Source organism: Micromonospora sp. NPDC049230, from assembly GCF_040647875.1.
Classification (GTDB): Bacteria; Actinomycetota; Actinomycetes; order Mycobacteriales; family Micromonosporaceae; genus Micromonospora.
This window is the reverse complement of the sequence record NZ_JBEZCZ010000006.1, coordinates 248,474-268,772: the sequence shown is the minus strand read 5'-3', so window position 1 is coordinate 268,772 and position 20,299 is coordinate 248,474. Positions and strand designations below refer to the sequence as shown.

At 71.6% G+C, this 20,299-nt stretch carries 19 protein-coding genes; 13 read left to right on the top strand and 6 right to left on the bottom strand.

Features of this window, described 5'->3' with window-relative positions; translation table 11 throughout:
* Positions 1-48 precede the first annotated feature (48 nt).
* On the bottom strand, positions 49-1,065 hold the full coding sequence (locus AB0A95_RS08375) for an NAD-dependent epimerase/dehydratase family protein (RefSeq protein WP_357554938.1): 1,017 nt from the start codon (positions 1,063-1,065) through the stop codon (positions 49-51).
* Between the two features lie 198 nt (positions 1,066-1,263).
* Between AB0A95_RS08375 and AB0A95_RS08370 the strand changes: the two genes are divergently transcribed.
* Positions 1,264-1,956 carry an SDR family NAD(P)-dependent oxidoreductase gene (locus AB0A95_RS08370; RefSeq protein WP_357554937.1) on the top strand — a complete coding sequence of 231 codons (693 nt, stop codon included), beginning with the start codon at positions 1,264-1,266 and terminating at the stop codon, positions 1,954-1,956.
* Here AB0A95_RS08370 and AB0A95_RS08365 read toward each other — a convergent pair.
* Entirely contained in the window at positions 1,941-2,630 is a 690-nt protein-coding gene (locus AB0A95_RS08365) for a thymidylate kinase (RefSeq protein ID WP_357554936.1), read from the bottom strand. The two genes, AB0A95_RS08370 and AB0A95_RS08365, sit on opposite strands and share 16 nt — an antisense overlap.
* Before the next feature lie 164 nt (positions 2,631-2,794).
* Here AB0A95_RS08365 and AB0A95_RS08360 point away from each other — a divergent pair, with 164 nt between their 5' ends.
* From AB0A95_RS08360 to AB0A95_RS08340, 5 genes are all read left to right on the top strand, one after another.
* Positions 2,795-3,379, top strand: a complete 585-nt coding sequence (locus AB0A95_RS08360) for a nucleotidyltransferase (RefSeq protein ID WP_357067020.1) — start codon at positions 2,795-2,797, stop codon at positions 3,377-3,379.
* Positions 3,376-3,651 (top strand): hypothetical protein, encoded by a 276-nt coding sequence (locus AB0A95_RS08355; protein ID WP_357067018.1) that lies wholly within the window; start codon positions 3,376-3,378, stop codon positions 3,649-3,651. The genes AB0A95_RS08360 and AB0A95_RS08355 overlap by 4 nt, the downstream gene beginning before the upstream one ends.
* Before the next feature lie 10 nt (positions 3,652-3,661).
* Positions 3,662-4,438 carry a metallophosphoesterase gene (locus AB0A95_RS08350; RefSeq protein WP_357554935.1) on the top strand — a complete coding sequence of 259 codons (777 nt, stop codon included), beginning with the start codon at positions 3,662-3,664 and terminating at the stop codon, positions 4,436-4,438.
* Positions 4,429-4,572 carry a GPGG-motif small membrane protein gene (locus AB0A95_RS08345; protein WP_007464364.1) on the top strand — a complete coding sequence of 48 codons (144 nt, stop codon included), beginning with the start codon at positions 4,429-4,431 and terminating at the stop codon, positions 4,570-4,572. The genes AB0A95_RS08350 and AB0A95_RS08345 overlap by 10 nt, the downstream gene beginning before the upstream one ends.
* A 163-nt stretch (positions 4,573-4,735) precedes the next feature.
* Positions 4,736-5,230, top strand: a complete 495-nt coding sequence (locus tag AB0A95_RS08340) for a TspO/MBR family protein (RefSeq protein ID WP_357554934.1) — start codon at positions 4,736-4,738, stop codon at positions 5,228-5,230.
* A gap of 49 nt (positions 5,231-5,279) precedes the next feature.
* Here AB0A95_RS08340 and AB0A95_RS08335 read toward each other — a convergent pair whose 3' ends face one another.
* A complete protein-coding gene (locus AB0A95_RS08335) occupies positions 5,280-6,053 on the bottom strand; it encodes a peptidoglycan DD-metalloendopeptidase family protein (protein WP_357554933.1) in 774 nt (257 codons plus the stop codon).
* 247 nt (positions 6,054-6,300) lie between these two features.
* On the opposite strand from AB0A95_RS08335, the gene AB0A95_RS08330 reads away from it, so the two are divergent.
* The 5 genes from AB0A95_RS08330 (at position 6,301) to AB0A95_RS08310 (ending at position 12,554) form a co-directional block, all read left to right on the top strand.
* Complete coding sequence (locus AB0A95_RS08330; protein WP_357554932.1) at positions 6,301-7,647, top strand: ABC transporter substrate-binding protein; 1,347 nt, start codon at positions 6,301-6,303, stop codon at positions 7,645-7,647.
* A 70-nt stretch (positions 7,648-7,717) separates the two neighbouring features.
* On the top strand, positions 7,718-8,764 hold the full coding sequence (locus AB0A95_RS08325) for a sugar ABC transporter permease (protein WP_357554931.1): 1,047 nt from the start codon (positions 7,718-7,720) through the stop codon (positions 8,762-8,764).
* Between the two features lies 1 nt (position 8,765).
* Positions 8,766-9,734, top strand: a complete 969-nt coding sequence (locus AB0A95_RS08320; RefSeq protein WP_357554930.1) for a carbohydrate ABC transporter permease — start codon at positions 8,766-8,768, stop codon at positions 9,732-9,734.
* Between the two features lie 67 nt (positions 9,735-9,801).
* On the top strand, positions 9,802-10,848 hold the full coding sequence (locus AB0A95_RS08315) for a LacI family DNA-binding transcriptional regulator (protein ID WP_357554929.1): 1,047 nt from the start codon (positions 9,802-9,804) through the stop codon (positions 10,846-10,848).
* Between the two features lie 32 nt (positions 10,849-10,880).
* Positions 10,881-12,554 (top strand): glycoside hydrolase family 13 protein, encoded by a 1,674-nt coding sequence (locus AB0A95_RS08310; protein WP_357554964.1) that lies wholly within the window; start codon positions 10,881-10,883, stop codon positions 12,552-12,554.
* A 464-nt stretch (positions 12,555-13,018) separates the two neighbouring features.
* On the opposite strand, the gene AB0A95_RS08305 is transcribed toward AB0A95_RS08310, so the two are convergent.
* The 3 genes from AB0A95_RS08305 to xylA form a co-directional block, all read right to left on the bottom strand.
* Positions 13,019-14,452: an MFS transporter gene (locus AB0A95_RS08305; RefSeq protein WP_357554928.1), complete on the bottom strand. Its 1,434-nt coding sequence runs from the start codon at positions 14,450-14,452 to the stop codon at positions 13,019-13,021.
* A 128-nt stretch (positions 14,453-14,580) separates the two neighbouring features.
* Positions 14,581-16,008 (bottom strand): xylulokinase, encoded by a 1,428-nt coding sequence (xylB, locus tag AB0A95_RS08300; RefSeq protein ID WP_357554927.1) that lies wholly within the window; start codon positions 16,006-16,008, stop codon positions 14,581-14,583.
* 9 nt (positions 16,009-16,017) lie between these two features.
* Complete coding sequence (gene xylA, locus AB0A95_RS08295; RefSeq protein WP_357554926.1) at positions 16,018-17,205, bottom strand: xylose isomerase; 1,188 nt, start codon at positions 17,203-17,205, stop codon at positions 16,018-16,020.
* Positions 17,206-17,283: 78 nt separating this feature from the next.
* On the opposite strand from xylA, the gene AB0A95_RS08290 reads away from it, so the two are divergent.
* Positions 17,284-18,522, top strand: a complete 1,239-nt coding sequence (locus AB0A95_RS08290) for an ROK family transcriptional regulator (RefSeq protein ID WP_357554925.1) — start codon at positions 17,284-17,286, stop codon at positions 18,520-18,522.
* A gap of 127 nt (positions 18,523-18,649) precedes the next feature.
* Entirely contained in the window at positions 18,650-20,260 is a 1,611-nt protein-coding gene (locus AB0A95_RS08285; protein WP_357554924.1) for a GAF domain-containing SpoIIE family protein phosphatase, read from the top strand.
* Positions 20,261-20,299 lie beyond the last annotated feature (39 nt).

Here is a 20,299-nt window from a genome sequence, read left to right as displayed (position 1 = left end):
GCGTCAACCATGACTGGCCGGGACGGAGGGAAACAGCCGACAGCCCGATCACCGATCCCGCACAGCCTGCCACTCCCGCAATACCGCTGCCTCATCCGCCGGGTCGAGTCCGCCCTGCCGTACGGCTGCCGGGTCCGCTGCCATCCAGGCCGCTGTCGCCCGAACAGTGTCCGACAGTGGACGGATCGCCAGCCCGGCACCCAGAGCCGGTGCGGCGTCCCGGTCCATCAGACCACCGGTCTCCGGCAGCCGCACCCACAGTGGCAGCGCCCGCTCCCCCGACCACTCACGGACGTCGTGCGCCAGTAGGAACTCCTGATCGACCCAGGTGAGGACCGGATCGGTGACACCCAGTCCGGCGGCCACCCCGTGCAGCAGGTCGGCCCGGGACATCGCCGGGCCGGTGCCGTCGTACGTGCCGGCGAGACCGGTGCCGGCGGCGTGCAGCAGCCAGCCCGCCAGATCGGCCACGTCCACGAACTGCACCCGGTCGGTCGGGCGGCCGGGTGCGAGCACCTCCCCACCCGCCGACAGCCGCCGCACCCAGTACGGGAAACGATCGCTCGGGTCCTCCGCGCCGACGATCAGCCCCGCCCGGCAGATGAACGAACGGTCCACTCCCATCCGCTCCCGGACCAGCCCCTCGATGCTCACCTTGCACTCGCCGTACCAGCGGTGGTCCGGGCCGACCGGACCGTCCACATCCGCCGGGGCCGGCGGCAGCACCGGTGCGTCCGAGGCGGTCTGACCGGGGGTGCTGTGGTCCGCGTACACCGAGATCGTCGACACGAACGACAGGTGCTCGACCCGCTCGGCGAGCGCGTCGAGCGCGTGCCGGGCGTGACTGATTCGGCGGGTCACATCGATCACGGCGTCGAAATCCTCGCCGGCGAGCTGCGCCAGGGCCCCGGGATCGTCGCGGTCCACCGGCACGAACCGCACCCCGGCCGGCGCAACCCCGGACACTCCCCGAGCCGCGGCTGTCACGTCGTGACCCTGCTCGACGGCGAGCTGGGCCGTCGCCCGGCCAAGGAATCGCGTGCCACCAAGAATAAGGATTCGCATCAACCGATCCTGCGCCACCAAGGCCCGCGTGAACGACCCACTCTGCCCACGGCAGACCGCGATCATGAGGTTGTAGCCACTCACCTCGGCGTGTCGCAGCAATAACCTCATGATCAACGCAGGGGTGGGGGTGGGGGTGGGTTGGGTGGGGTGGGTGGGGTGGGTGGGGTGGGTGGGGTGGGGGGTTAGCGTGGGTGCATGGTGACGAGCAGCGTTTTGGTTACTGGGGGTTCTGGGGGGCTGGGCGGGGCGGTGGTGGGCGCCTTTGTCGAGGCGGGTTGGCGGGTGGTCGTACCGGAGCGGACCAGCCGGCCCGGGTCGGAGCCGGCGGCGGACGAGCTGGTCCGGCTTGTCGCGGACCTGACCGAGCCGGCGGGCGCCGCGCGGGCGGTCGAGGTCGCCGCCGGTGAGTCGGCGGCGCCGCTGCGCGCGGTGGTCAACCTGGTCGGTGGGTACGCCAGCGGCGGCCTGGTGCACGAGACGCCGGTCGAGGACTTCGAGCGGATGCTCACCGTCAACCTGCGACCCACCTACCTGGTCACCCAGGCCGCGTTGCCGCACCTGCTGGCGGCCGGCGGCGGCGCGGTGGTCTGCGTCGCGGCCCGCGCGGCGCTCGCCCCGTTTCCCGGCGCGGCCGGATACGTGACAGCCAAGGCGGCGGTGCTGGCCCTCGCCAACGCGGTCGCTGTGGAGTACAGGTCCCGCAACGTACGCTGCAACACGGTGCTGCCCAGCGTCATCGACACCCCGGCGAACCGGGCCGCACAGCCCGACGCCGACCACTCCCGCTGGGTGGCCCCGGCCGAGATCGCGTCGGTGATCCGGTTTCTCGCCTCGGCGGAGTCCGCGCCGACAAGCGGCGCCACAGTGCCGGTCTACGGGCGGGCCTGAGCCACCAGCGGGCCCTCGTCACCCCGCGGCGCCCCCGGGGACGCCGGCAGCCAGGTCCCCAGGTGCGCCTGGATCTGCTCGGTCACCTCCTCGGCCGGGCGACCCGCGTCCACGAGCACGAAGCTCGGATATTCGGGTAGCGCCCGGTAGGCGGTGTCCGCGGCGGTGAGCCAGCCCATCGTCTCGTGGTCGGTGCCGCGCTCCTCGATGCGCCGGTACGCCTCCGCCGGGTCGACGGCCAGCAGGAAGGTCACCTGCGGGGTCGGGAACAGTCGGTAGCCGGCCCGGGCCAGTCGCTCCCAGCGGTGCCCGCCATGGGCGCGGATGCTCGCGTACTGGCAGGCGGAGTAGCGGTCCATCACGGCCGTCCGGCCGGTGAGCAGGCAGCTGACCAGTGCCATGGCGATGGCGAGCCAGCGCAGCACGGACTCCACCGCCAGCACACCGTCGCGCCCGACGAGCCGCTGCGCGTCAGGTCGCCCGAGGCGGTGGGCGAGGCGGCCCAGCCAACGACGGCCGCTGGCGTTGCGGCGGTACTTCGCGGGGCGGCCGGCGGCATTGAGCGCGTCGGCCAGTCGGTGTGCCTGAGTGGTCTTGCCGGAACCGTCGATGCCGATCAGGGCGACGGTGCGCAACCGGGCCCCGCCGCGTCGCATCCCCGATGATCTGGCCACCCTCCACAGATTATCCGACCCACGCACCTACTCCGCGCGTTTTGTACTGTTTCGTTCCTGTTGGCACCTCGCCGCGACGCAAGGAGGTGTGGGCGACCGGAATGCCGGGTACCGGACCTTTGAAACCCAACCGCCGGTCCACCACTCGACGACGGGAGAAGCAGATGGCTGAGCGCGGGGACGAGAGTCTGGTGCACACCCTCAAGAAGGTCGCCGCCGTGCTCAAGCAGTCCGAGATCCCGTTCGCCCTGGGCGGCAGCTTCGCCGTCTACGCACACGGGGGCCACTCCAGTGAGCACGACGTCGACTTCCTGATCCGGGAGGCCGACGTGGAGCAGGCCCTGGAGGCCCTGGTGGCCGCCGGTTTCGTCGCCCAGCGCCCCCCGGAGGACTGGCTGGTCAAGGTCTTCGACGACGGCCGGATGGTGGACCTCATCCATCGGCCGATCGAGACACCGGTGACCGAGGAGACGTTCGCCGACACTGTCATCCGGCCGGTGGACGCGATCCACATGCCGGTCCTGTCCGCCACCCAGCTGATGGTGCACAAACTGCTGAGCTTTTCCCAGCACTACTGCGACTTCGCCCGCGGTCTGCCGCTGGCCCGCTCGCTGCGGGAGCAGATCGACTGGGAGAGGGTACGCAAGGAGACGCAGCACTCGCCGTACGCCGAGGCGTTCCTGGTGCTGCTGGACCGGCTGGAGGTGGTGCCGGCCGTCGGCACCCAGCCAGGAGAGGGGACATCGTGACCCATCATCGCGACATCGGCGCCGGGCCACCGGACGAGTACGTCGACGCGGAGATCCAGCGGCTGCTCGCCGAGGACCCCGCCGTCGCCGAACAGGGGATCACCGTGGTCCGACGCGAACGCGCCCTCGTGCTGCACGGCGAGGTGGAGAGCCCGCACCGGCGTGCGGAGATCCTGCGCCTGGTGTCCGAGCGCTTTCCCGACGTACCGATCACCAGCGACATCGGGGTGATCCGCGCCCAGGCGCCCACGGAGATCGAGCAACTGCCCTGAGGGAGGTTCCATGGTGATCCGGATCGCCGCGGTGGGTGACGTGCATCTGGACGAGGACGTGGTCGGACGGTTCCGGCCGGCGTTGGAAGAGCTGCCGGAGTGCGCCGACGTGCTGCTGCTGGCCGGGGACCTGACCCGGCACGGCACCGAGGCCGAGGCGCGCTGCGTGGCGGAGGAGTTCGGCGGGTTGGCCGTGCCGGTGGTGACAGTGCTGGGCAACCACGACCACCAGTGTGACCAGGTGCCACAGGTGGTCAAGGTGCTGGAGGACGCGGGCATCACCGTGCTGGAGGGCAACGGCGTGGTGCTGGACTGTGCGGGCGGCCGGCTCGGCATCGCCGGCGTCAAGGGCTTCGGCGGCGGATTCGCCGGACGCTGCGCGAGTGACTTCGGCGAGCCGGAGATGAAGTCCTTCGTGCGGACCACCACCGACAGCGCCGACCGCCTCGGTGCCGCGCTGCGCTCACTGGACTGCGACATGCTCGTCGCTCTCACCCACTACGCCCCGGTGCCGGACACGCTTGTCGGCGAACCGCTGGAGATCTACCCGTTCCTCGGGTCGTACCAGTTGGGGCAGGCGATCGACTCGGCACCCACGGCGCTGGCGCTGCACGGGCACGCCCACGCCGGCAGCGAGCGCGGCACGACCCCCGGCGGGGTACGCGTCCGCAACGTCGCGCACCCGGTGATCAAGCAGGCGTACAGCGTCTTCCACGTTGGCGATCAACTTGATACCGACCAGGTTTCCCCGCTCGGACCGTCGGGTATTCAGAGGTCATGGAGCTGATTCTTTGGATTCTCGCAGTCGTACTCGTGGTCGCCGGCATCCTCGCGCTGTTCCGCCGGCAGATCCTGTGGGGCATCGTCCTCATCGTTGTCGGGCTGTTGGTCGGCCCGGGTGGTGTCAGCATCTTCAATTAGCGCTCGTACGTCATAAAACCGGGACCCGCCGGGGTCGCCGCGACCGGAGTTCCGTCCTCCCGACAGGAGCACCGGCCGGGGCGATCCCGGCGCTTTTTTGTCGGCGGGTGCTACGTGCGTCGTCGGCGGTTTGAGCTGACACCGGGTGGAAATTATCTCGACCATGGAGATAACCCGGAACGCCACGAGGACCTCCGGACGGCGACGGTGGTGGGCCCTCGTCGGCTTCGTCGCGGCCGTCTTCGTCGCGGCCGCGATCGGCGGGCTGGGGGTGCGGGGCACCACCGACGAGTACGCGAGCCTGCGCCAGCCCGACTGGGCGCCGCCCTCGTGGCTGTTCGGCCCGGTCTGGTCGCTGCTCTACGCGCTGATCGCCGTGGCCGGCTGGCTGGTGTGGCGCCGGGTCGGTTTCTCTCCCGCCCTCTGGGCGTGGACCGCCCAGTTGGTGCTCAACGCGATCTGGACCCCGCTGTTCTTCGGCGCGGGGCAGTACGGGCTGGCGTTCGCCGAGATCGTGGTGATGTGGCTGGCGATCGGGCTCACCGTTGTGCTTTTCGCCCGGGTGTCCCGGGTGGCGGCGGCGCTGCTGCTGCCCTACTGGGCCTGGGTCACCTTCGCCGCCGCGTTGAACCTGTCGATCTGGCAGCTCAACAACTGACCCCACCGGTCCCCGGCGGCTCCCGCCGGGGACCGTGGCCGTTTCCGGGTCAACAGCGGGGCACGCCCGGGATGTACCCGTCGGAGCCGGTGTAGACGTACGCGTCGGCGATGTACCTACCCGAGCCGATGCGGTCCCAGATCGAGCTGGTGCCGTACGTGCCGGTGACCGTGGTGCCACTGGTCTGGCAGGCGATGGTCACGCGGGTGCCGTCGGCGACGGTGCCCACCGAGGCGTACCCGGTGCCGGGGCCGGAGCGGACGGTCAACGCGGTGCCGCTGGTGTCGACAGTGCCGTTGCCGCTGCCCGAGGAGCACCCGTTGTCGCTGGTGTAGGTCTTGCTGCCCCAGTAGAGGCCGAGGGTCCCGTTGAAGCGGACCTGGATGTCGCTGCCGTTGAGGCGCTGCTCGTAGTGCAGGTGCGGGCCGGTCGAGCCACCGGTGCTGCCGACCCAGCCGAGGACCTTGCCGTAGGCGACAGTCTGCCCGACCGAGACGTTGAAGCCGCTGAGGTGGGCGTAATAGGTGCTGTAACCGCCGCCGTGGTTGATCCGGACGTATTTGCCATAGCTGGTGCCGCCGAGGTCGGTGACCCGGTCGACGGTGCCGGGGGCGCTGGCCACCACCGGGTCGCCGTTGTCGTCGGTGCGGTTGAAGTCGACGGCGTACGCCGGGCTGTGGTCCGACCTGGTCTGCCCGGACCAGGACTGGCCGCACGGGAAGGGCACCTTGAAGGTCGGCGCGGCCAGCGCCGGGCTCGCCGGCACCAGTGCTCCCCCGACGAGCAGACCCGTCGCCAGCAGGCTCATCCACCGCTTGCGCATGCAGCTCCTCCTATGTCGAAAACCTTCGATCCGAAGTGCCCAGCCTGACAGATATCGTCAATCTTCGAAAGAGCCCCCAGCATGTCCCGCAAGCGCGCCCACCAGGCAGCCCGCAGGTTTCCGGATTGTTACTCGCTCGTGTCTGACTGGGGGTGGACCGGGCCGGATGCAAGCGCTTACATGTGTGCACGCCCAATCGGACCGGCGACGGGTGACCAGCACCGCGCCGGCTAGGAAGGAGGACGGCATGGCGGTCTTTACCAGACCACGCCAGGCCTTCGTGATCGCCGGCGTACTGGGGCTGGCGCTCAGCGCCACCGCCTGCGGTACCGGCGACGACAAGAAGAGCAACAACGCGGGCTCCGCCGAGTGCGCCGCGTACGACAAGTACGAGGGCCACGACGGCAAGAAGGTCTCGATCTACGCGTCCATCCGTGACGCCGAGGCCGACCTGCTGGAGCGCTCGTGGTCGCAGTTCACCGAGTGCACCGGCATCGAGATCGACTACGAGGGCAGCGGCGAGTTCGAGGCGCAGCTCCCCGTCCGGGTCGACGGCGGCAACGCCCCCGACATCGCCTTCGTGCCCCAGCCGGGCCTCGTGAAGCGCTTCGCGGACGCCGGCAAGCTGAAGAACCTGAGCGCCGACACCAAGGCCCTCGCCGAGCAGAACATGCCGGCCGACTGGCTGAAGTACGGCACCGTGAACGGGACGCTCTACGGGGTGCCGCTCGGCGCCAACGTGAAGTCCTTCGTCTGGTACTCGCCGAAGACGTTCAAGGAGAAGGGCTGGGAGGTCCCGACCACCTGGGATCAGCTCATCGCCCTGAGCGACAAGATCGCCGCCAGCGGCATGAAGCCGTGGTGCGCGGGCGTCGAGTCCGGTGACGCCACCGGCTGGCCGGCCACCGACTGGATCGAGGACGTCCTCCTGCGGACGGCAGGCCCCGAGGCCTACGACCAGTGGACCACCCACGCCATCCCGTTCAACGACCCGAAGGTCGTCGACGCGGTCGACCGCGCCGGCAGCATCCTCAAGAACGACAAGTACGTCAACGGCGGCTTCGGCGGCGTCAAGAGCATCACCACCACCGCTTTCCAGGAGGCGGGTCTGCCGGTGACCACCGGCAAGTGCGCGATGCACCGACAGGCGTCGTTCTACGCCAACCAGTTCCCCGAGGGCACCAAGGTGGCCGAGGACGGCGACGCGTTCGCCTTCTACTTCCCGACCATCGACCCGGCCAAGGGCAAGCCGGTGCTGGGCGCTGGCGAGTTCGTCGTCGGCTACGCCGACCGTCCCGAGGTCCAGGCGGTGCAGACCTACCTGGCTTCGGCCGAGTACGTGAACAGCCGCGCGAAGCTCGGCAACTGGGTCACGGCGAACAACAAGCTGGACATCGCCAACGTGGCCAGCCCGATCGACAAGCTCTCCGTCCAGCTTCTCCAGGACAAGTCGGGCACCTTCCGTTTCGACGGATCCGACCTGATGCCGGCAGCCGTCGGCGCGGGAACGTTCTGGAAGGGCATGGTCGAGTGGTTGAACGGCAAGCCGACCGCCCCGGTGCTCCAGGGCATCGAGAGCAGCTGGCCTAAGTGATCCCGGTGGTGGCCCGGTCCGCGCTCGCGGGCCGGGCCGCCGACCGAGGTGGACCCGGAAGGGAGGGTTGATGAAGTTCGACTTCGCCGATCAGCAGCCGAAGTTCCTCATGCTGATGTACGGGCTGGTCGCCTTCGTGGTGGTCGTGGGTGGTCTGCTCCTGTTGCTCGACGTGGTGCCGGCCTGGTTCGCCCGTCGGCGGGAGGCTCAGCTCGTCGCCGCCTCCGTTGGCGGGGGCCCGCTGCCCCGCCGACGCAAGCAGCGGGAGGGGCTCTTCGCGTTCTTCTTCCTGCTGCCGACGCTGCTGCTGCTCGTCATCGGCCTGGTCGTGCCGGCCATCCGCACCACGCTGCTCTCCCTGATGGACGGAAGCAGCACCAACTGGGTGGGCCTGCGCAACTACGGCTGGATGTTCTCCGACGACTCGATCGTCCGGGTCCTGATCAACACCCTGGTCTGGGTGCTTCTCGTCCCGTTGGTGGCGACCGGATTCGGCCTGATCTACGCCGTACTCGTGGACAAGGCCCGGTTCGAGGCGGTGGCCAAGTCACTGATCTTCCTACCGATGGCCATCTCCTTCGTCGGCGCCAGCATCATCTGGAAGTTCGTCTACGCCTACCGGGGTGAGGGCGACCAGATCGGTCTGCTCAACCAGATAGTGGTCAGCCTCGGCGGTGAGCCGAAGCAGTGGCTCCTCGAATCGCCGCTGAACACTGTGCTGCTGATCGTCATCATGGTCTGGATCCAGGCCGGTTTCGCCATGGTGGTGCTCTCCGCCGCGATCAAGGCCATCCCCGACGACATCGTGGAGGCCGCCCGCCTGGACGGCGTGAGCCCGTGGCAGATGTTCTGGCAGATCACCATGCCGAGCATCCGGCCGGCGCTGATCGTCGTGGCGGTGACGCTCACGATTGCCACGCTCAAGGTCTTCGACATCGTCCGGACCTCGACCAACGGCAACTACGACACCAGCGTGATCGCCAGCGAGATGTACAACCAGGCGTTCCGGTACGGCCAGAACGGGCAGGGCTCGGCGCTCGCCGTCTTCCTCTTCATCCTGGTCATCCCGGTCGTGATCTACCAGATCCGCAACCTCCGTCAGCAGCGGGAGGGCTGAGATGACCACCGCAACGCCCACCGTCGCCGCCGGCACCCAGAAGACCGACGGCACCCCGACCACCACGGCCGGACGGGTCCGCAAGCGGTTGAACAGCCGCACCGCGACGCTCGTCTCGATCGTCATCGCGGTGGTCTGGACCATCCCGACCTTCGGTCTGCTCGTCTCCTCCCTCCGACCGGAGGACGAGATCAAGACCACCGGCTGGTGGACCGCGTTCACCAACCCGCAGTTCACCTTCGAGAACTACCAGCAGGTCCTCTTCGGGCGGTCGGCGTCCTCCGGGCAGCTCGCCGGCTCCTTCATCAACTCCCTGGCGATCACCATCCCGTCGGTGCTCTTCCCGCTCGCCTTCGCGTGCCTGGCCGCGTACGCGCTGGCCTGGATCAACTTCCGCGGCCGGGACTGGGTCTACATCGCGATCTTCGCGTTGCAGATCGTGCCGTTGCAGATGGCCCTGGTGCCGCTGCTGAAGTTCTTCTCCACCGGCGTCACCCTCGGCGGCGTCACCCTGATGCCGGCCTGGGACCTGGTCGACGAGCAGAAGTTCGCCCAGGTGTGGTTCGCCCACACCTGCTTCGCGCTTCCGTTCGCCGTCTTCCTGCTGCACAACTTCATCTCGCAGCTGCCCGGAGACCTGATGGAGGCGGCCCGGGTCGACGGGGCCACCCACCCGAAGATCTTCCGCACCATCGTGTTGCCGCTGATCACCCCGGCGCTGGCGGCGTTCGGCATCTTCCAGTTCCTCTGGGTCTGGAACGACCTGCTGGTCGCGCTGATCTTCGCCGGCGGCGGCAACGAGACCGCCCCGCTCACCGTCCGGCTCGCCGAGATGGCCGGCACCCGGGGCAACGAGTGGCAGCGACTCACCGCCGGAGCGTTCGTCTCCATCGTCGTACCGCTGATTGTCTTCCTGTCCCTGCAACGCTTCTTCGTGCGAGGTCTGCTCGCCGGGAGCGTCAAGGGCTGACCCGCTTGCCCGCCGTCGCCCGGCCCCTCGGGCGGCGGCGGGCGTTCTGGCACCGAGCGGGGGAACCGTGACGAAGATCGATGATGTCGCCCGGCTGGCCGGTGTGTCCACGGCCACCGTCTCGCGGGCCCTGCGCGGGCTCCCGACGGTTTCCGCCGCCACCCGGGGCCGGGTTCTCGCCGCCGCCGAGCAACTCGACTACGCGGTCTCGCCGAGTGCGTCCCGGCTCGCCGGAGGCCGGACCGGCACTGTCGCGGTGGTGGTCCCGAGGATCACCCGCTGGTTCTTCAGCACCGTCGTCGAGGCGGTCGAGGAGCACCTGCACCAGTCCGGCTACGACCTGCTGCTCTACAACCTGGGCGGCCGGGAGCAGGTCCGCCAGCGGGTCCTGCGCACTGCCAACCTGCACAAGCGGGTGGACGCCATCATGTTGGTCGCCACACCACTGCGACCCGCCGACCTGACCGCCCTTGCCACCCTGGACCTGCCCGGAGTGACGATCAGCTCGGGCAGCAGGGTGCCCAACTGGCCCTGCGTACGGATCGACGACGTCGCGGCCGCGCGGGCCGCCACCCGGCACCTGATCGACCTCGGCCATCACCGGATCGCGCACATCTCCGGCGACCCGGACGACGAGTTGGCCTTCACCACCCACCTGGACCGACGCCGCGGCTACCAGGCGGAGCTGCGCGCCGCCGGCCTGCGGCCCGACCCGAGCCTGGATGTCGAGTCCAGCTTCACCATCGACGGCGGCATCCGGGCCGCCGCCGAGTTGCTGGTCCGCGGCGACCCGCCGACCGCGATCGTCGCCGCCTGCGACGAGATGGCGATGGGGGCGATGACCGCGGTACGCGACGCCGGGCTGCGGGTGCCCCACGACGTCAGCGTGATCGGCATCGACAATCACGACCTGGCCGGCGTGCTGGGGCTCAGCACCATCGCCCAGCCCGCCGCCGAGCAGGGCCGGCTCGCCGCCCGGATGCTGCTCGACCCGCTCGGGGCACGCCCACCGGGCCCCGTCGTGGGTCAGCGCGACGCCGTCGGCGACACACCGGTGATCCTGCCCACTCGGTTGGTCGTCCGGGACTCGACGGCACCACCCCGGGCACACTGACATCCACCCACCGCGCGACACGGGAGAAGACCCTGAACACCGATCCGACCCAGCAGAACCCCTCCGGTCACCCAGTCACCGGCTGGTGGACCGAGGCGACCATCTACCAGATCTACCCCCGTTCGTTCGCCGACTCGGACGGCGACGGGATCGGTGACCTGCCCGGCATCACCGCCCGCCTCGACCACCTGGTCGAGCTGGGCGTGGACGCGGTGTGGCTGTCCCCGTTCTACCCGTCGCCGCAGGCCGACGCCGGCTACGACGTGGCCGACTACCGCGACATCGACCCGCTGTTCGGCACCCTCGCCGACGCGGACAAGCTGATCGCCGAGGCCCGCTCCCGCAACCTGCGGGTGATCGTCGACCTGGTCCCCAACCACACCTCGTCCGCGCACCGCTGGTTCCAGGCCGCGCTGACCGCCGCGCCCGGCAGCCCGGAACGGTCGCGGTACATCTTCCGGGACGGCCTCGGGCCCGCCGGCGACCAGCCGCCGAACGACTGGCAGAGCGTCTTCGGCGGTCCGGCCTGGACCCGGACGGTGGGCTCCGACGGGCAACCCGGCCAGTGGTACCTGCACCTGTTCGACACCGGGCAGCCGGACCTCAACTGGGAGAACCCGGAGGTGCACGCGGAGTTCCTGGACGTGCTGCGGTTCTGGCTGGACCGCGGGGTGGACGGCTTCCGGGTGGACGTGGCACACGGCCTGATCAAGCAGGCCGACCTGGCCGACTGGCAGGAGCCACAGGAGATCCTCTCCGGCAACGAGATCGACAAGCCGCGCCCGCCGATGTGGGACCAGGAGGGCGTACACGAGATCTACCGGCAGTGGCGGCAGGTTCTGGACAGCTACCCCGGCGAGCGGGTGCTGGTCGCCGAGGCCTGGGTGGAGCCGGCCGAGCGGCTGGCCCGCTACGTCCGCCCGGACGAGATGCACCAGGCGTTCAACTTCGAGTACCTGCTCGCGGCGTGGACCGCGCCGGCCCAGTACGCGGTGATCACCCGTTCGCTGGAGGCGACCGACTCGGTTGGCGCGCCGACCACCTGGGTGCTGTCCAACCACGACGTGGTGCGGCACGCCTCCCGGCTCGGTCTGGCGACCGGCGGCGGCCGGCCCAACGGCATCGGCATCGGCGACCCGCAGCCGGATGCGGCGCTCGGCCTGCGCCGGGCCCGGGCGGCCACCCTGCTGATGCTCGCCCTGCCCGGCTCGGCGTACCTCTACCAGGGCGAGGAGTTGGGGCTGCCCGAGCACACCACCCTGCCCGACGAGGCCCGGCAGGACCCGACCTGGGCGCGCAGCGGGCACACCCAGCGCGGCCGGGACGGCTGCCGGGTGCCGATCCCGTGGGAGGCCGACGCCCCGTCGTACGGCTTCGGGCCCACCGACGCGAGCTGGCTGCCGCAACCCGCGCTCTGGGCGGAGTACGCGCTGGACCGCCAACGCGACGTGCCCGGCTCGACGTACGAGCTGTACCGCGCCGCGCTGCGGTTGCGCCGTGCGCACGGGCTGGGTCGCGGCACCCTGGAGTGGTTGTCCTCCGGCGACGAGGCGCTGCGCTTCCGCAACGGTGAGCTGACAGTGCTGACCAACTTCGGTGCCGCCCCGGTGCCCGTGCCGGCCGGTGCCGAGGTGCTCGCCGCCAGCGCACCCCTGACCGACGACAACGCGGTCCCCACCGACGTCACCGTCTGGCTGCGCGGCTGATCTCGTGCCGACCGGCCCGTCCCGCCGAGCGGTGCTCGCGGACGGGCCGGTCGGGGCGGACCGCCCGGCTGCGGAACTGATGTCGTAGACGATTCACCCCCACCGAGCCGCGCCACCGCCCCCATGCCGCACTGAAAACCACACCGAGAGTCCCGCCGCGCCGATCTTGCAGTTCCGGTCGCCGGTATGGACTCGATGCCGCTTATGTCGGGTCAGCAAGCGCAAGATCGCGAGACCGGGGGTGGTTCGGCCCGGTCGATCATGGACTTGTGGTGCCCGATCTGTCTCTCCTCGGGTCATTTGTCACCCACCACAACTCCATGATCGACGGGGTGGGGTGGGGTGGGGTGGGGGTGGGGTGGGGTGGGGTGGGGTGGGGGTGGGGTGGGGTGGGGTGGGGGGGGGGTGGGGTGGGGTGGGGGTGGGGTGGGGTGGGGTGGGGTGGGGTGGGGGGTGGGGTGGGGTCAGAGGCGGGTGGCTCGGGTGTGTAGCAGGTCGTGCACGCTGTCGATGTCTTCCGGTGAGGTGCGGGAGGCTAGCCAGTACATGACGCCGGTCGGGATGAAGAAGAGCTGGAACGCGGCAAGCCCGACCGCGAAGTTCAGCGGTGGCGGGAAGGCCGCCCGCAACCCCTGGAACGCCACCCCCACCAACCCGTTGCCGGCCGCGCGACCGACCCCGTTGACCAGGTTGCCCAGGCTGTAGACGGTGCCGCGGTGCTCCGGCGGGTTCACGTCGGCGATCAGGGCGAACCAGTTCGGCGAGTTGGCCGAGGTCAGGGCGAGCGCCACGACCGCGGTGAGCAGACTCAGGCCCACCGACGGCTCGGTGAACACGCTGGCCAGCACCGCGCCCACCACCGCGCCGCCGCTGGCGCCGTCCGGCACGTCGATGGTCACCGGAACGAAGAACAACACCAGGTAGAACGGCAGCGCGGCGAGGATGCCGACCGCGGCGACCAACGCCCGACCCCGAGGGGTACGCCGTTGCACAGCGTCGCCGATCAGGCCGCCCACGATGGACAGCACCCCGCCGAGCTGGAACAGGGTGGCGAAGACGCTGCCCACCACCACCGCTGTGGACGCCGAGTAGCCCTGGGCCTCGGCCCGTTCGGCGAAGAGCACCGGCAGCCACACCAGCGAGCCGAACGCGGCCTGCGCGGTCAGCCCTTGCAGGATCAGCCACCGGTTGGTCCGTCGGGCCAGGATGCGCGGCAGGTCGGCGCGGCTGATCCGATAGTCGTACTCGGCGCCGGCGTCCAGCCGGTCGGCCAGTTCCGGCTCGCTCTGGCCACGCCGGACGTCGTACGTGAACAGGTAGGCAACCGTGGCGACCAGGCCGACGCCGGTCAGGATCAGGAACGGACGCCGCCAGTCGGTGGCCCCGAGCAGCCCACCGACGAGCGTGCCCGCCAGGGTGCCGACCCCCTGGGAGAGGCCCCAGAAGCTCATCACCAACCCGCGCCGGGTGGGTGAGATCAGATCGGTGACCACGGAGAAGCCCACCGAGCCGACCGCGCCGAGGCCGACCGCCGCGACCAGCTGTGCGACCAGGAAGGTCAGGTAGCCGCCGGCGAGGGCGCTGCCCCCGGTGCCCGCCGCCCAGAGCAGCGTGCCCACCATCAGCAGCGGCTTGCGGTTGGTCCGGTCACCGACGTACGCCCAGCCGACAGCGGCCACCGCGCTGACCAGGAAGCTGATCGCGGTGACGAGACCGAGCAGCCGCCCGGACACGTCGAACGCGTCGGAGATCGGGCCGTACAGCGGCGGGACCAGCCCGATCGCCACGTTGTCCAGCGAGGCGAGCAGCACGAACACCACGACGCTGTACAGCCGGTGCGCCGGGCCACCGCCGCGGCCGTGCGGGCGCTGGCCGGGCCCGCCGCTGGTCACCGTCATGACCGGCAGCCAACCAGACTCCGCAGAGGGGGCCGTCACGCGGGTGGGTGCCTGTCGATTTGCACCGGCACCCACCCGCGTCGATCCCGACGCCCAGGCGCTCCAGGACCGCTGGCCGAACTACCCGGTCAGCGCCGGTCGAGCACCAACCCGCGAGCCGCCGCGTACTGGTCGCGGACGGCGGGGACGGGCTCGGCCGCGTACTCCTCGGTGCCCTCGACCGCCCAGACCGGCGGCGTCGGACCGCCCAGGGCGACCCAGGCGGCCTGCCGGGCGGCGCCGTCGGCGACGTACTCCCCGGCCGGCGGCACGACGACCGGGCAGCCGAAGACCTGCGGGGCGATCTGGCGCACCGCGGCCGACCGGGCCCCGCCGCCGACCAGGATGACCCGGCGGACGGTGGCCCCCTGCGCGGTCAACGCGTCCAGGCCGTCGGCGAGCGCGCAGAGCATGCCCTCCACGGCGGCCCGCGCCAGGTGCGCGGGGGTCGACGTGCGCAGGGTCAGCCCGTGCACCGCGCCGGTGGCGAGCGGGCGGTTCGGCGTCCGCTCGCCCTCCAGGTACGGAACCATGACCAGCCCGTCCGCGCCGGCTGGCGCGGAGAGCGCCAACTCGGCCAGCTCGTCCAGGCTGACGCCGAGCATCGCGGCGGCGGCGTCCAGCACCCGGGCCGCGTTGAGCGTGCAGACCAGCGGCAGGAAGCGACCGGACGCGTCGGCGAAGCCTGCGACGGCACCGCTCTCGTCGGCGGCCGGCACGTCGGCGACGCTGAAGACGGTGCCGGAGGTGCCGATCGAGACGACCACGTCACCGGGGCCGGCACCGACGCCGAACGCGGCGGCGGCGTTGTCGCCGGTGCCCGCGCCGAGCAGCGCGCCGCCCGAGCCACCCCACTCGTCGGCCAGCTTGCCGGCCGACTCCGCCGGGCCGAGCACCTCGGGCAGCACCAACTGCCGGCCGAAGCCCCGTTCCAACAGGTCCGGTCGGTAGTCGCCGGTCGCCGGCGACCAGTAGCCGGTGCCGCTGGCGTCACCACGGTCGGTGCGCAGCGCCCCCAACCCCGGTGCGCCGGCGAGCCGCCAGGTCAGCCAGTCGTGCGGCAGGCAGACGGCGGCCACCCGGGCCGCCGCCTCCGGCTCGTGGGTGGCCAGCCACCGCAGCTTGGTGATGGTGAAGCTGGCCACCGGGACACTGCCGGTGGCCTCGGCCCAGAACCGACGCCCGGCCGCGCCGCCGCCGGCCTCCTCGACGAGGTCGGCGGCGGCGTCGGCGGATCGGGTGTCGTTCCACAACAGTGCCGGGCGGACCACCCGGCCGTCCTCGTCGAGACACACCATGCCGTGCTGCTGGCCGGCGACGGAGATCGCCGCCACGTCGGCCAACCCGCCGGCCTGGTCGACGGCGCTACGCAGCGCCTGCCACCAGGCTTCCGGGTCGACCTCGGTGCCGTCCGGGTGCGGTGCGCGGCCCTGCCGAAGCAGCGCCCCGGTCTCCGCGTCCCGGATGACCACCTTGCAGGACTGGGTGGACGAGTCAACGCCTGCGACCAACGGCATGGCGGGGCCTCAGCGGGCGCCGAGCAGGTGCTCGACGGCGAGCTGGTTCAGCCGGACGAAGGCGAAGCCCCGCTCGGCCACCGCGTCGACGTCGACATCCTCGAACGCGGACCGGTCGGCCAGGAACTCCTCGTAGCCCTCGCCCTCGCCGAGCGTCGGCGTGTTCAGGTCGCCGACCTTGCTGGCGGCGAGCGCCTCGACCACCTCGGGGTCGGCGCGGAAGGCGGCGGCCCGCTCCTTGAGCAGCAGGTAGGTGCTCATGTTGGCCGCCGCCGAGGCCCAGACACCGTCCATGTCCTCGGTGCGGGAGGGCTTGTAGTCGAAGTGCCGGGGGCCGTCGTAGGCCGGGCCGCCGTTCGGGCCGCCGTTCTCCAGGAGGTCCACCAGGGCGAAGGCGTTCATCAGGTCGCCGTGGCCGAAGACCAGGTCCTGGTCGTACTTGATGCCGCGCTGGCCGTTGAGGTCCAGGTGGAACAGCTTGCCCTGCCAGAGCGCCTGGGCGATGCCGTGGGCGTAGTTGAGCCCGGCCATCTGCTCGTGGCCGACCTCCGGGTTGAGACCGACCAGCTCCGGGTGGGCGAGCTGGGAGATGAAGCCGAGCGCGTGCCCGATGGTCGGCAGCAGGATGTCGCCGCGCGGCTCGTTGGGCTTGGGCTCCAGGGCGAACCGCAGGTTGTAGCCCTTGTCGATGCTGTACTGGGTGAGCAGGTTCACCGCCTCGCGGTAGCGGTCCAGGGCGGCGCGGACGTCCTTGGCGAGGTCGTACTCGGAGCCCTCGCGGCCGCCCCACATCACGAACGTGCTGGCGCCCAGCTCGGCGGCCAGGTCGACCTGGCGCAGCACCTTGCGCAGCGCGAAGCGGCGGACGTCGCGGTCGTTGCTGGTGAAGCCGCCGTCCTTGAAGATCGGGTGGGTGAAGAGGTTGGTGGTGACCATGGGCACCACGAGGCCGGTCTCGTCGAGAGCCTTGCGGAACCGGGCGATGTGCTGGTCACGGGTGGCGGCGTCGACGCCGAACGGGATCAGGTCGTCGTCGTGGAAGGTGATGCCGTACGCGCCAAGCTCGGCGAGCCGGTGCACCGCCTCGACCGCGTCGAGCTCGGGACGGGTGGCGTCACCGAACGGGTCGCGGGCTTGCCAGCCCACGGTCCAGAGCCCGAAGGAGAACTTGTCGGCGGGGGTGGGACGGGGTGCCATGAGCGACCTCCGGGGTGGTGTTGTCCGCTATTTGTTCAGCGATTGAATTATTTGCTCACCCTATGGCACTGTCAAGGGGTGAGCCTCACCCACGCCCCGGCCGGCGCAGTCCGACAGGGCAGTCTGCGCGAGCTCAACCTCGCCCTGGTCCTGGGCCGGATCGCCGCCGCCGACCGACCTCCGTCCCGGGCCGATCTGGCGACCGCGACCGGCCTGACCCGAGCAACGGTGTCCGCGGTGGTCGAGGACCTGCTCGCCGGCCGGTTGGTCAGCGAGTCCGACCCGGCGCCCCGCTCCGGCGCCGGCCGCCCGGCCCGCGGACTGGTCCTGGCCGACCAGGGGCCGGCGGGGCTCGGCCTGGAGGTCAACGTCGACTACCTGGCGGTCTGCGTGGTGGACCTCGCCGGACAGGTCCGGCACCGCATCGTGCACCGGGCCGACCTGCGCCCGGTGGCACCGGCGGACGCCCTCGCCCAGCTGGTCGAGATAGCCGGAGATGCCCGCGACGAGGCCGCCCGCGAGGGCCTCACCCTGGTCGGGGCCGCACTCGCGGTGCCCGGCCTGGTGGACGACACCGGGCTGGTCCGGCTCGCGCCGAACCTCGGATGGCGCGACGTGCCGGTGCCCGCGCTGCTCGCCGAGCACCCTCCGCTTGTCGAGCAGGTGCCCGGCGTCCCGGCGCTGGTGGTGGACAACGAGGCCAACCTCGCCGCACTCGGCGAGCTGCACTCCCGGCCGCCCGGCCCGTCCAGCTTCCTGCACATCTCCGGAGAGGTGGGCATCGGCGCCGGCATCGTGCTGGACGGCGCCCTGTTCCGGGGCGTACGCGGTTGGAGCGGCGAGATCGGGCACCTCCCGGTACACCCCGAAGGCCGTCCGTGCCGCTGTGGCGGGCAGGGCTGCCTGGAGCAGTACGCCGGCCAGGAGGCGATCGTGACCGCCGCCGGGCTGGCCCGGGCGGAACTCCCAGCGGACACCGCGACAGCGCGGCTGGCCGAGTTGGCCGAGGCCGGTGACCCGGACGCGTTGCGGGCGCTGCACGACGCCGGGACGGCACTCGGTGTCGCGGTGGCCGGTGTCGTCAACCTGCTCGACCTGGACACCGTGGTGCTCGGTGGCGGGTACGCGGCGCTGGCACCCTGGTTGTGCCCGCCGGTGCTCGCCGAGATCGCCAGTCGGGTGCTCACCGCCGCCTGGTCGCCGGTCACGGTCCGGCCGTCACGGCTCGGCGCGGAGGCCGCCGCGGTGGGTGCCGCCGGCTCGGTGGCCCGCCGGATCGTCGCCCAACCCGCCGGCTGGCTGGCCCGCTCCGGCTGATCGCCGCCCCGCACCCTGGGTGCGTGTCCGAGGGGGTCGGTAGCCTTGCCCCGCAGGCAGCGATCCGCGGCGAGGAGGCGAGGAGGCGCATGCGCACAGGTCGTCAGACGTGCGGTGGCGTCCGACGGTGACCACGATCCGGCACCCCGGCGGCACCGCGCAGCCGGCCGACGCGAGATTGGCCCACGAGTTGCTCGACGGGCTCACCGAGGCCGTGCTGACGACCGACGAGACCGGTCGGGTCACCATGGCCAACGCCACGGCGGCGGCGCTGCTCCCGGAGATCACCGTCGGCAGCGACCTAACCGGTTGCCCGGTGGTGGCCCTGGCCCGAGCGGTCGCCGCCAACTCCGCGGCCTTCGACACCGAACACCACGGCCGGCGACTGCGTGGCAACCGGCGGCAGCTCACCGGCTCCCGGTTCGCGTGGTATGTCCGCGACGTCACCGAGGAGCACGCTCAGGCTGTTGCCCTGCGCGCCGAGCGTTCCCGCACCGCGTTCCTCGCCCGGGCCGGCAGCCGGCTCGGGCTCTCCGTGCACCGCGACCAGGTGCTCCTGGCCACCGTCACCCTCGCGGTGCCCTACCTGGCCGACGTCGCCGTGGCACTGCGCCGACCGGCCGCCACCGCCGAGCCGCCCAGCCGGTGGATCCGGTACGCCGACGGCGAGGCAGCCCCGGTCACCGGGCTGGCCGGGGCGGCGCTGACCAGCAGCGTGCCCGGCCTCGCCGAGGCACTGGCCGGCGAGCCCGCCGAGCCGGGGCGCTGGCTGGACGCCGAGCCCACCGACCTGGCCTCCCTGCTGCCGCCCGGTTTCGGCCACCCGGGCACCGTGCTGGTCAGCCCGCTGTTGAGCGCCGACGGGTCGGCCGGCGCACTGCTGCTCGTCCGCCGCGCCGGGCGGGCCGGCTTCGACAGGCGCGAGATCGAGCTGGCCCGCGAGTTCGCCGCCCGGGCCGGCGCCGCACTGGGCACCGCCGACCTCCACGGTGAGCAGGCCCACCTGGCCCAGGTGCTACAGGCCAGTCTGCTGCCACCCGAGCTGCCCACGGTGCCCGGCGTGACAATGGCCGGCGGATACCGCGCCGCCGGGGACAGCCTGCGCATCGGCGGCGACTTCTACGAGGTGTTCCCCCACCCCCGTGGGGCCCTGTTCGCGCTCGGCGACGTGTGCGGCAAGGGGGTGGGCGCGGCGGTGTTGACCGGCCGGGTCCGCCAGTCGTTGCGGACGCTGCGGCTCGTCGAGCGGCGTCCACTGGAGCTGATCCACCTGCTCAACGGGGCGTTGTTCGACGCACCGGACGCGGCGCGGCGCAGCCAGTTGACCACCCTGCTGCTCGGCTCGATCGACAGTGGGCCCGCCGGGCTGGATGTCCGGCTCGCCGGCGGGGGTCACCCGGCGCCACTGCTGGTCACCGCCGACGGCACTGTCACTCCGGTCCCGGTCGGCGGCATGCCGGTCGGCGCGCTGACCGTCGCACGATTCGCCGAGACCCGGGTGCACCTCGATCCGGGCGACCTGCTGCTCGCGTACACCGATGGGGTGATCGCGGCCCGCGGCCCGCGCGAGCTGGCGACGTTCGGTGCGGCCCGGCTGCACGCCGCTGTCGCCTCGGCGGCCGGACGGCCGCCGGCGGCGGTTGTCGACCGGGTGCTGCGGGCGGTCGACGACTGGCTGGCCGGGGAGGCTCACGACGACATCGCGATGCTGGCCGTGGGTGCGTCGGCGTCGGTGTGATCGACGGCCGCGCGCCCGAGCCGCCGTGCCGGCTCGGGA

What these genes read in the sequence shown, in the direction of transcription:
- AB0A95_RS08375 (WP_357554938.1), bottom strand. Translation starts at nt 1,065, where the DNA reads ATGCGAATCCTTATTCTTGGTGGCACGCGATTCCTTGGCCGGGCGACG.
- AB0A95_RS08370 (WP_357554937.1), top strand. Translation starts at nt 1,264, where the DNA reads ATGGTGACGAGCAGCGTTTTGGTTACTGGGGGTTCTGGGGGGCTGGGC.
- AB0A95_RS08360 (WP_357067020.1), top strand. Translation starts at nt 2,795, where the DNA reads ATGGCTGAGCGCGGGGACGAGAGTCTGGTGCACACCCTCAAGAAGGTC.
- AB0A95_RS08350 (WP_357554935.1), top strand. Translation starts at nt 3,662, where the DNA reads ATGGTGATCCGGATCGCCGCGGTGGGTGACGTGCATCTGGACGAGGAC.
- AB0A95_RS08345 (WP_007464364.1), top strand. Translation starts at nt 4,429, where the DNA reads ATGGAGCTGATTCTTTGGATTCTCGCAGTCGTACTCGTGGTCGCCGGC.
- AB0A95_RS08340 (WP_357554934.1), top strand. Translation starts at nt 4,736, where the DNA reads ATGGAGATAACCCGGAACGCCACGAGGACCTCCGGACGGCGACGGTGG.
- AB0A95_RS08335 (WP_357554933.1), bottom strand. Translation starts at nt 6,053, where the DNA reads ATGCGCAAGCGGTGGATGAGCCTGCTGGCGACGGGTCTGCTCGTCGGG.
- AB0A95_RS08330 (WP_357554932.1), top strand. Translation starts at nt 6,301, where the DNA reads ATGGCGGTCTTTACCAGACCACGCCAGGCCTTCGTGATCGCCGGCGTA.
- AB0A95_RS08325 (WP_357554931.1), top strand. Translation starts at nt 7,718, where the DNA reads ATGAAGTTCGACTTCGCCGATCAGCAGCCGAAGTTCCTCATGCTGATG.
- AB0A95_RS08320 (WP_357554930.1), top strand. Translation starts at nt 8,766, where the DNA reads ATGACCACCGCAACGCCCACCGTCGCCGCCGGCACCCAGAAGACCGAC.
- AB0A95_RS08305 (WP_357554928.1), bottom strand. Translation starts at nt 14,452, where the DNA reads ATGACGGTGACCAGCGGCGGGCCCGGCCAGCGCCCGCACGGCCGCGGC.
- xylB (WP_357554927.1), bottom strand. Translation starts at nt 16,008, where the DNA reads ATGCCGTTGGTCGCAGGCGTTGACTCGTCCACCCAGTCCTGCAAGGTG.
- xylA (WP_357554926.1), bottom strand. Translation starts at nt 17,205, where the DNA reads ATGGCACCCCGTCCCACCCCCGCCGACAAGTTCTCCTTCGGGCTCTGG.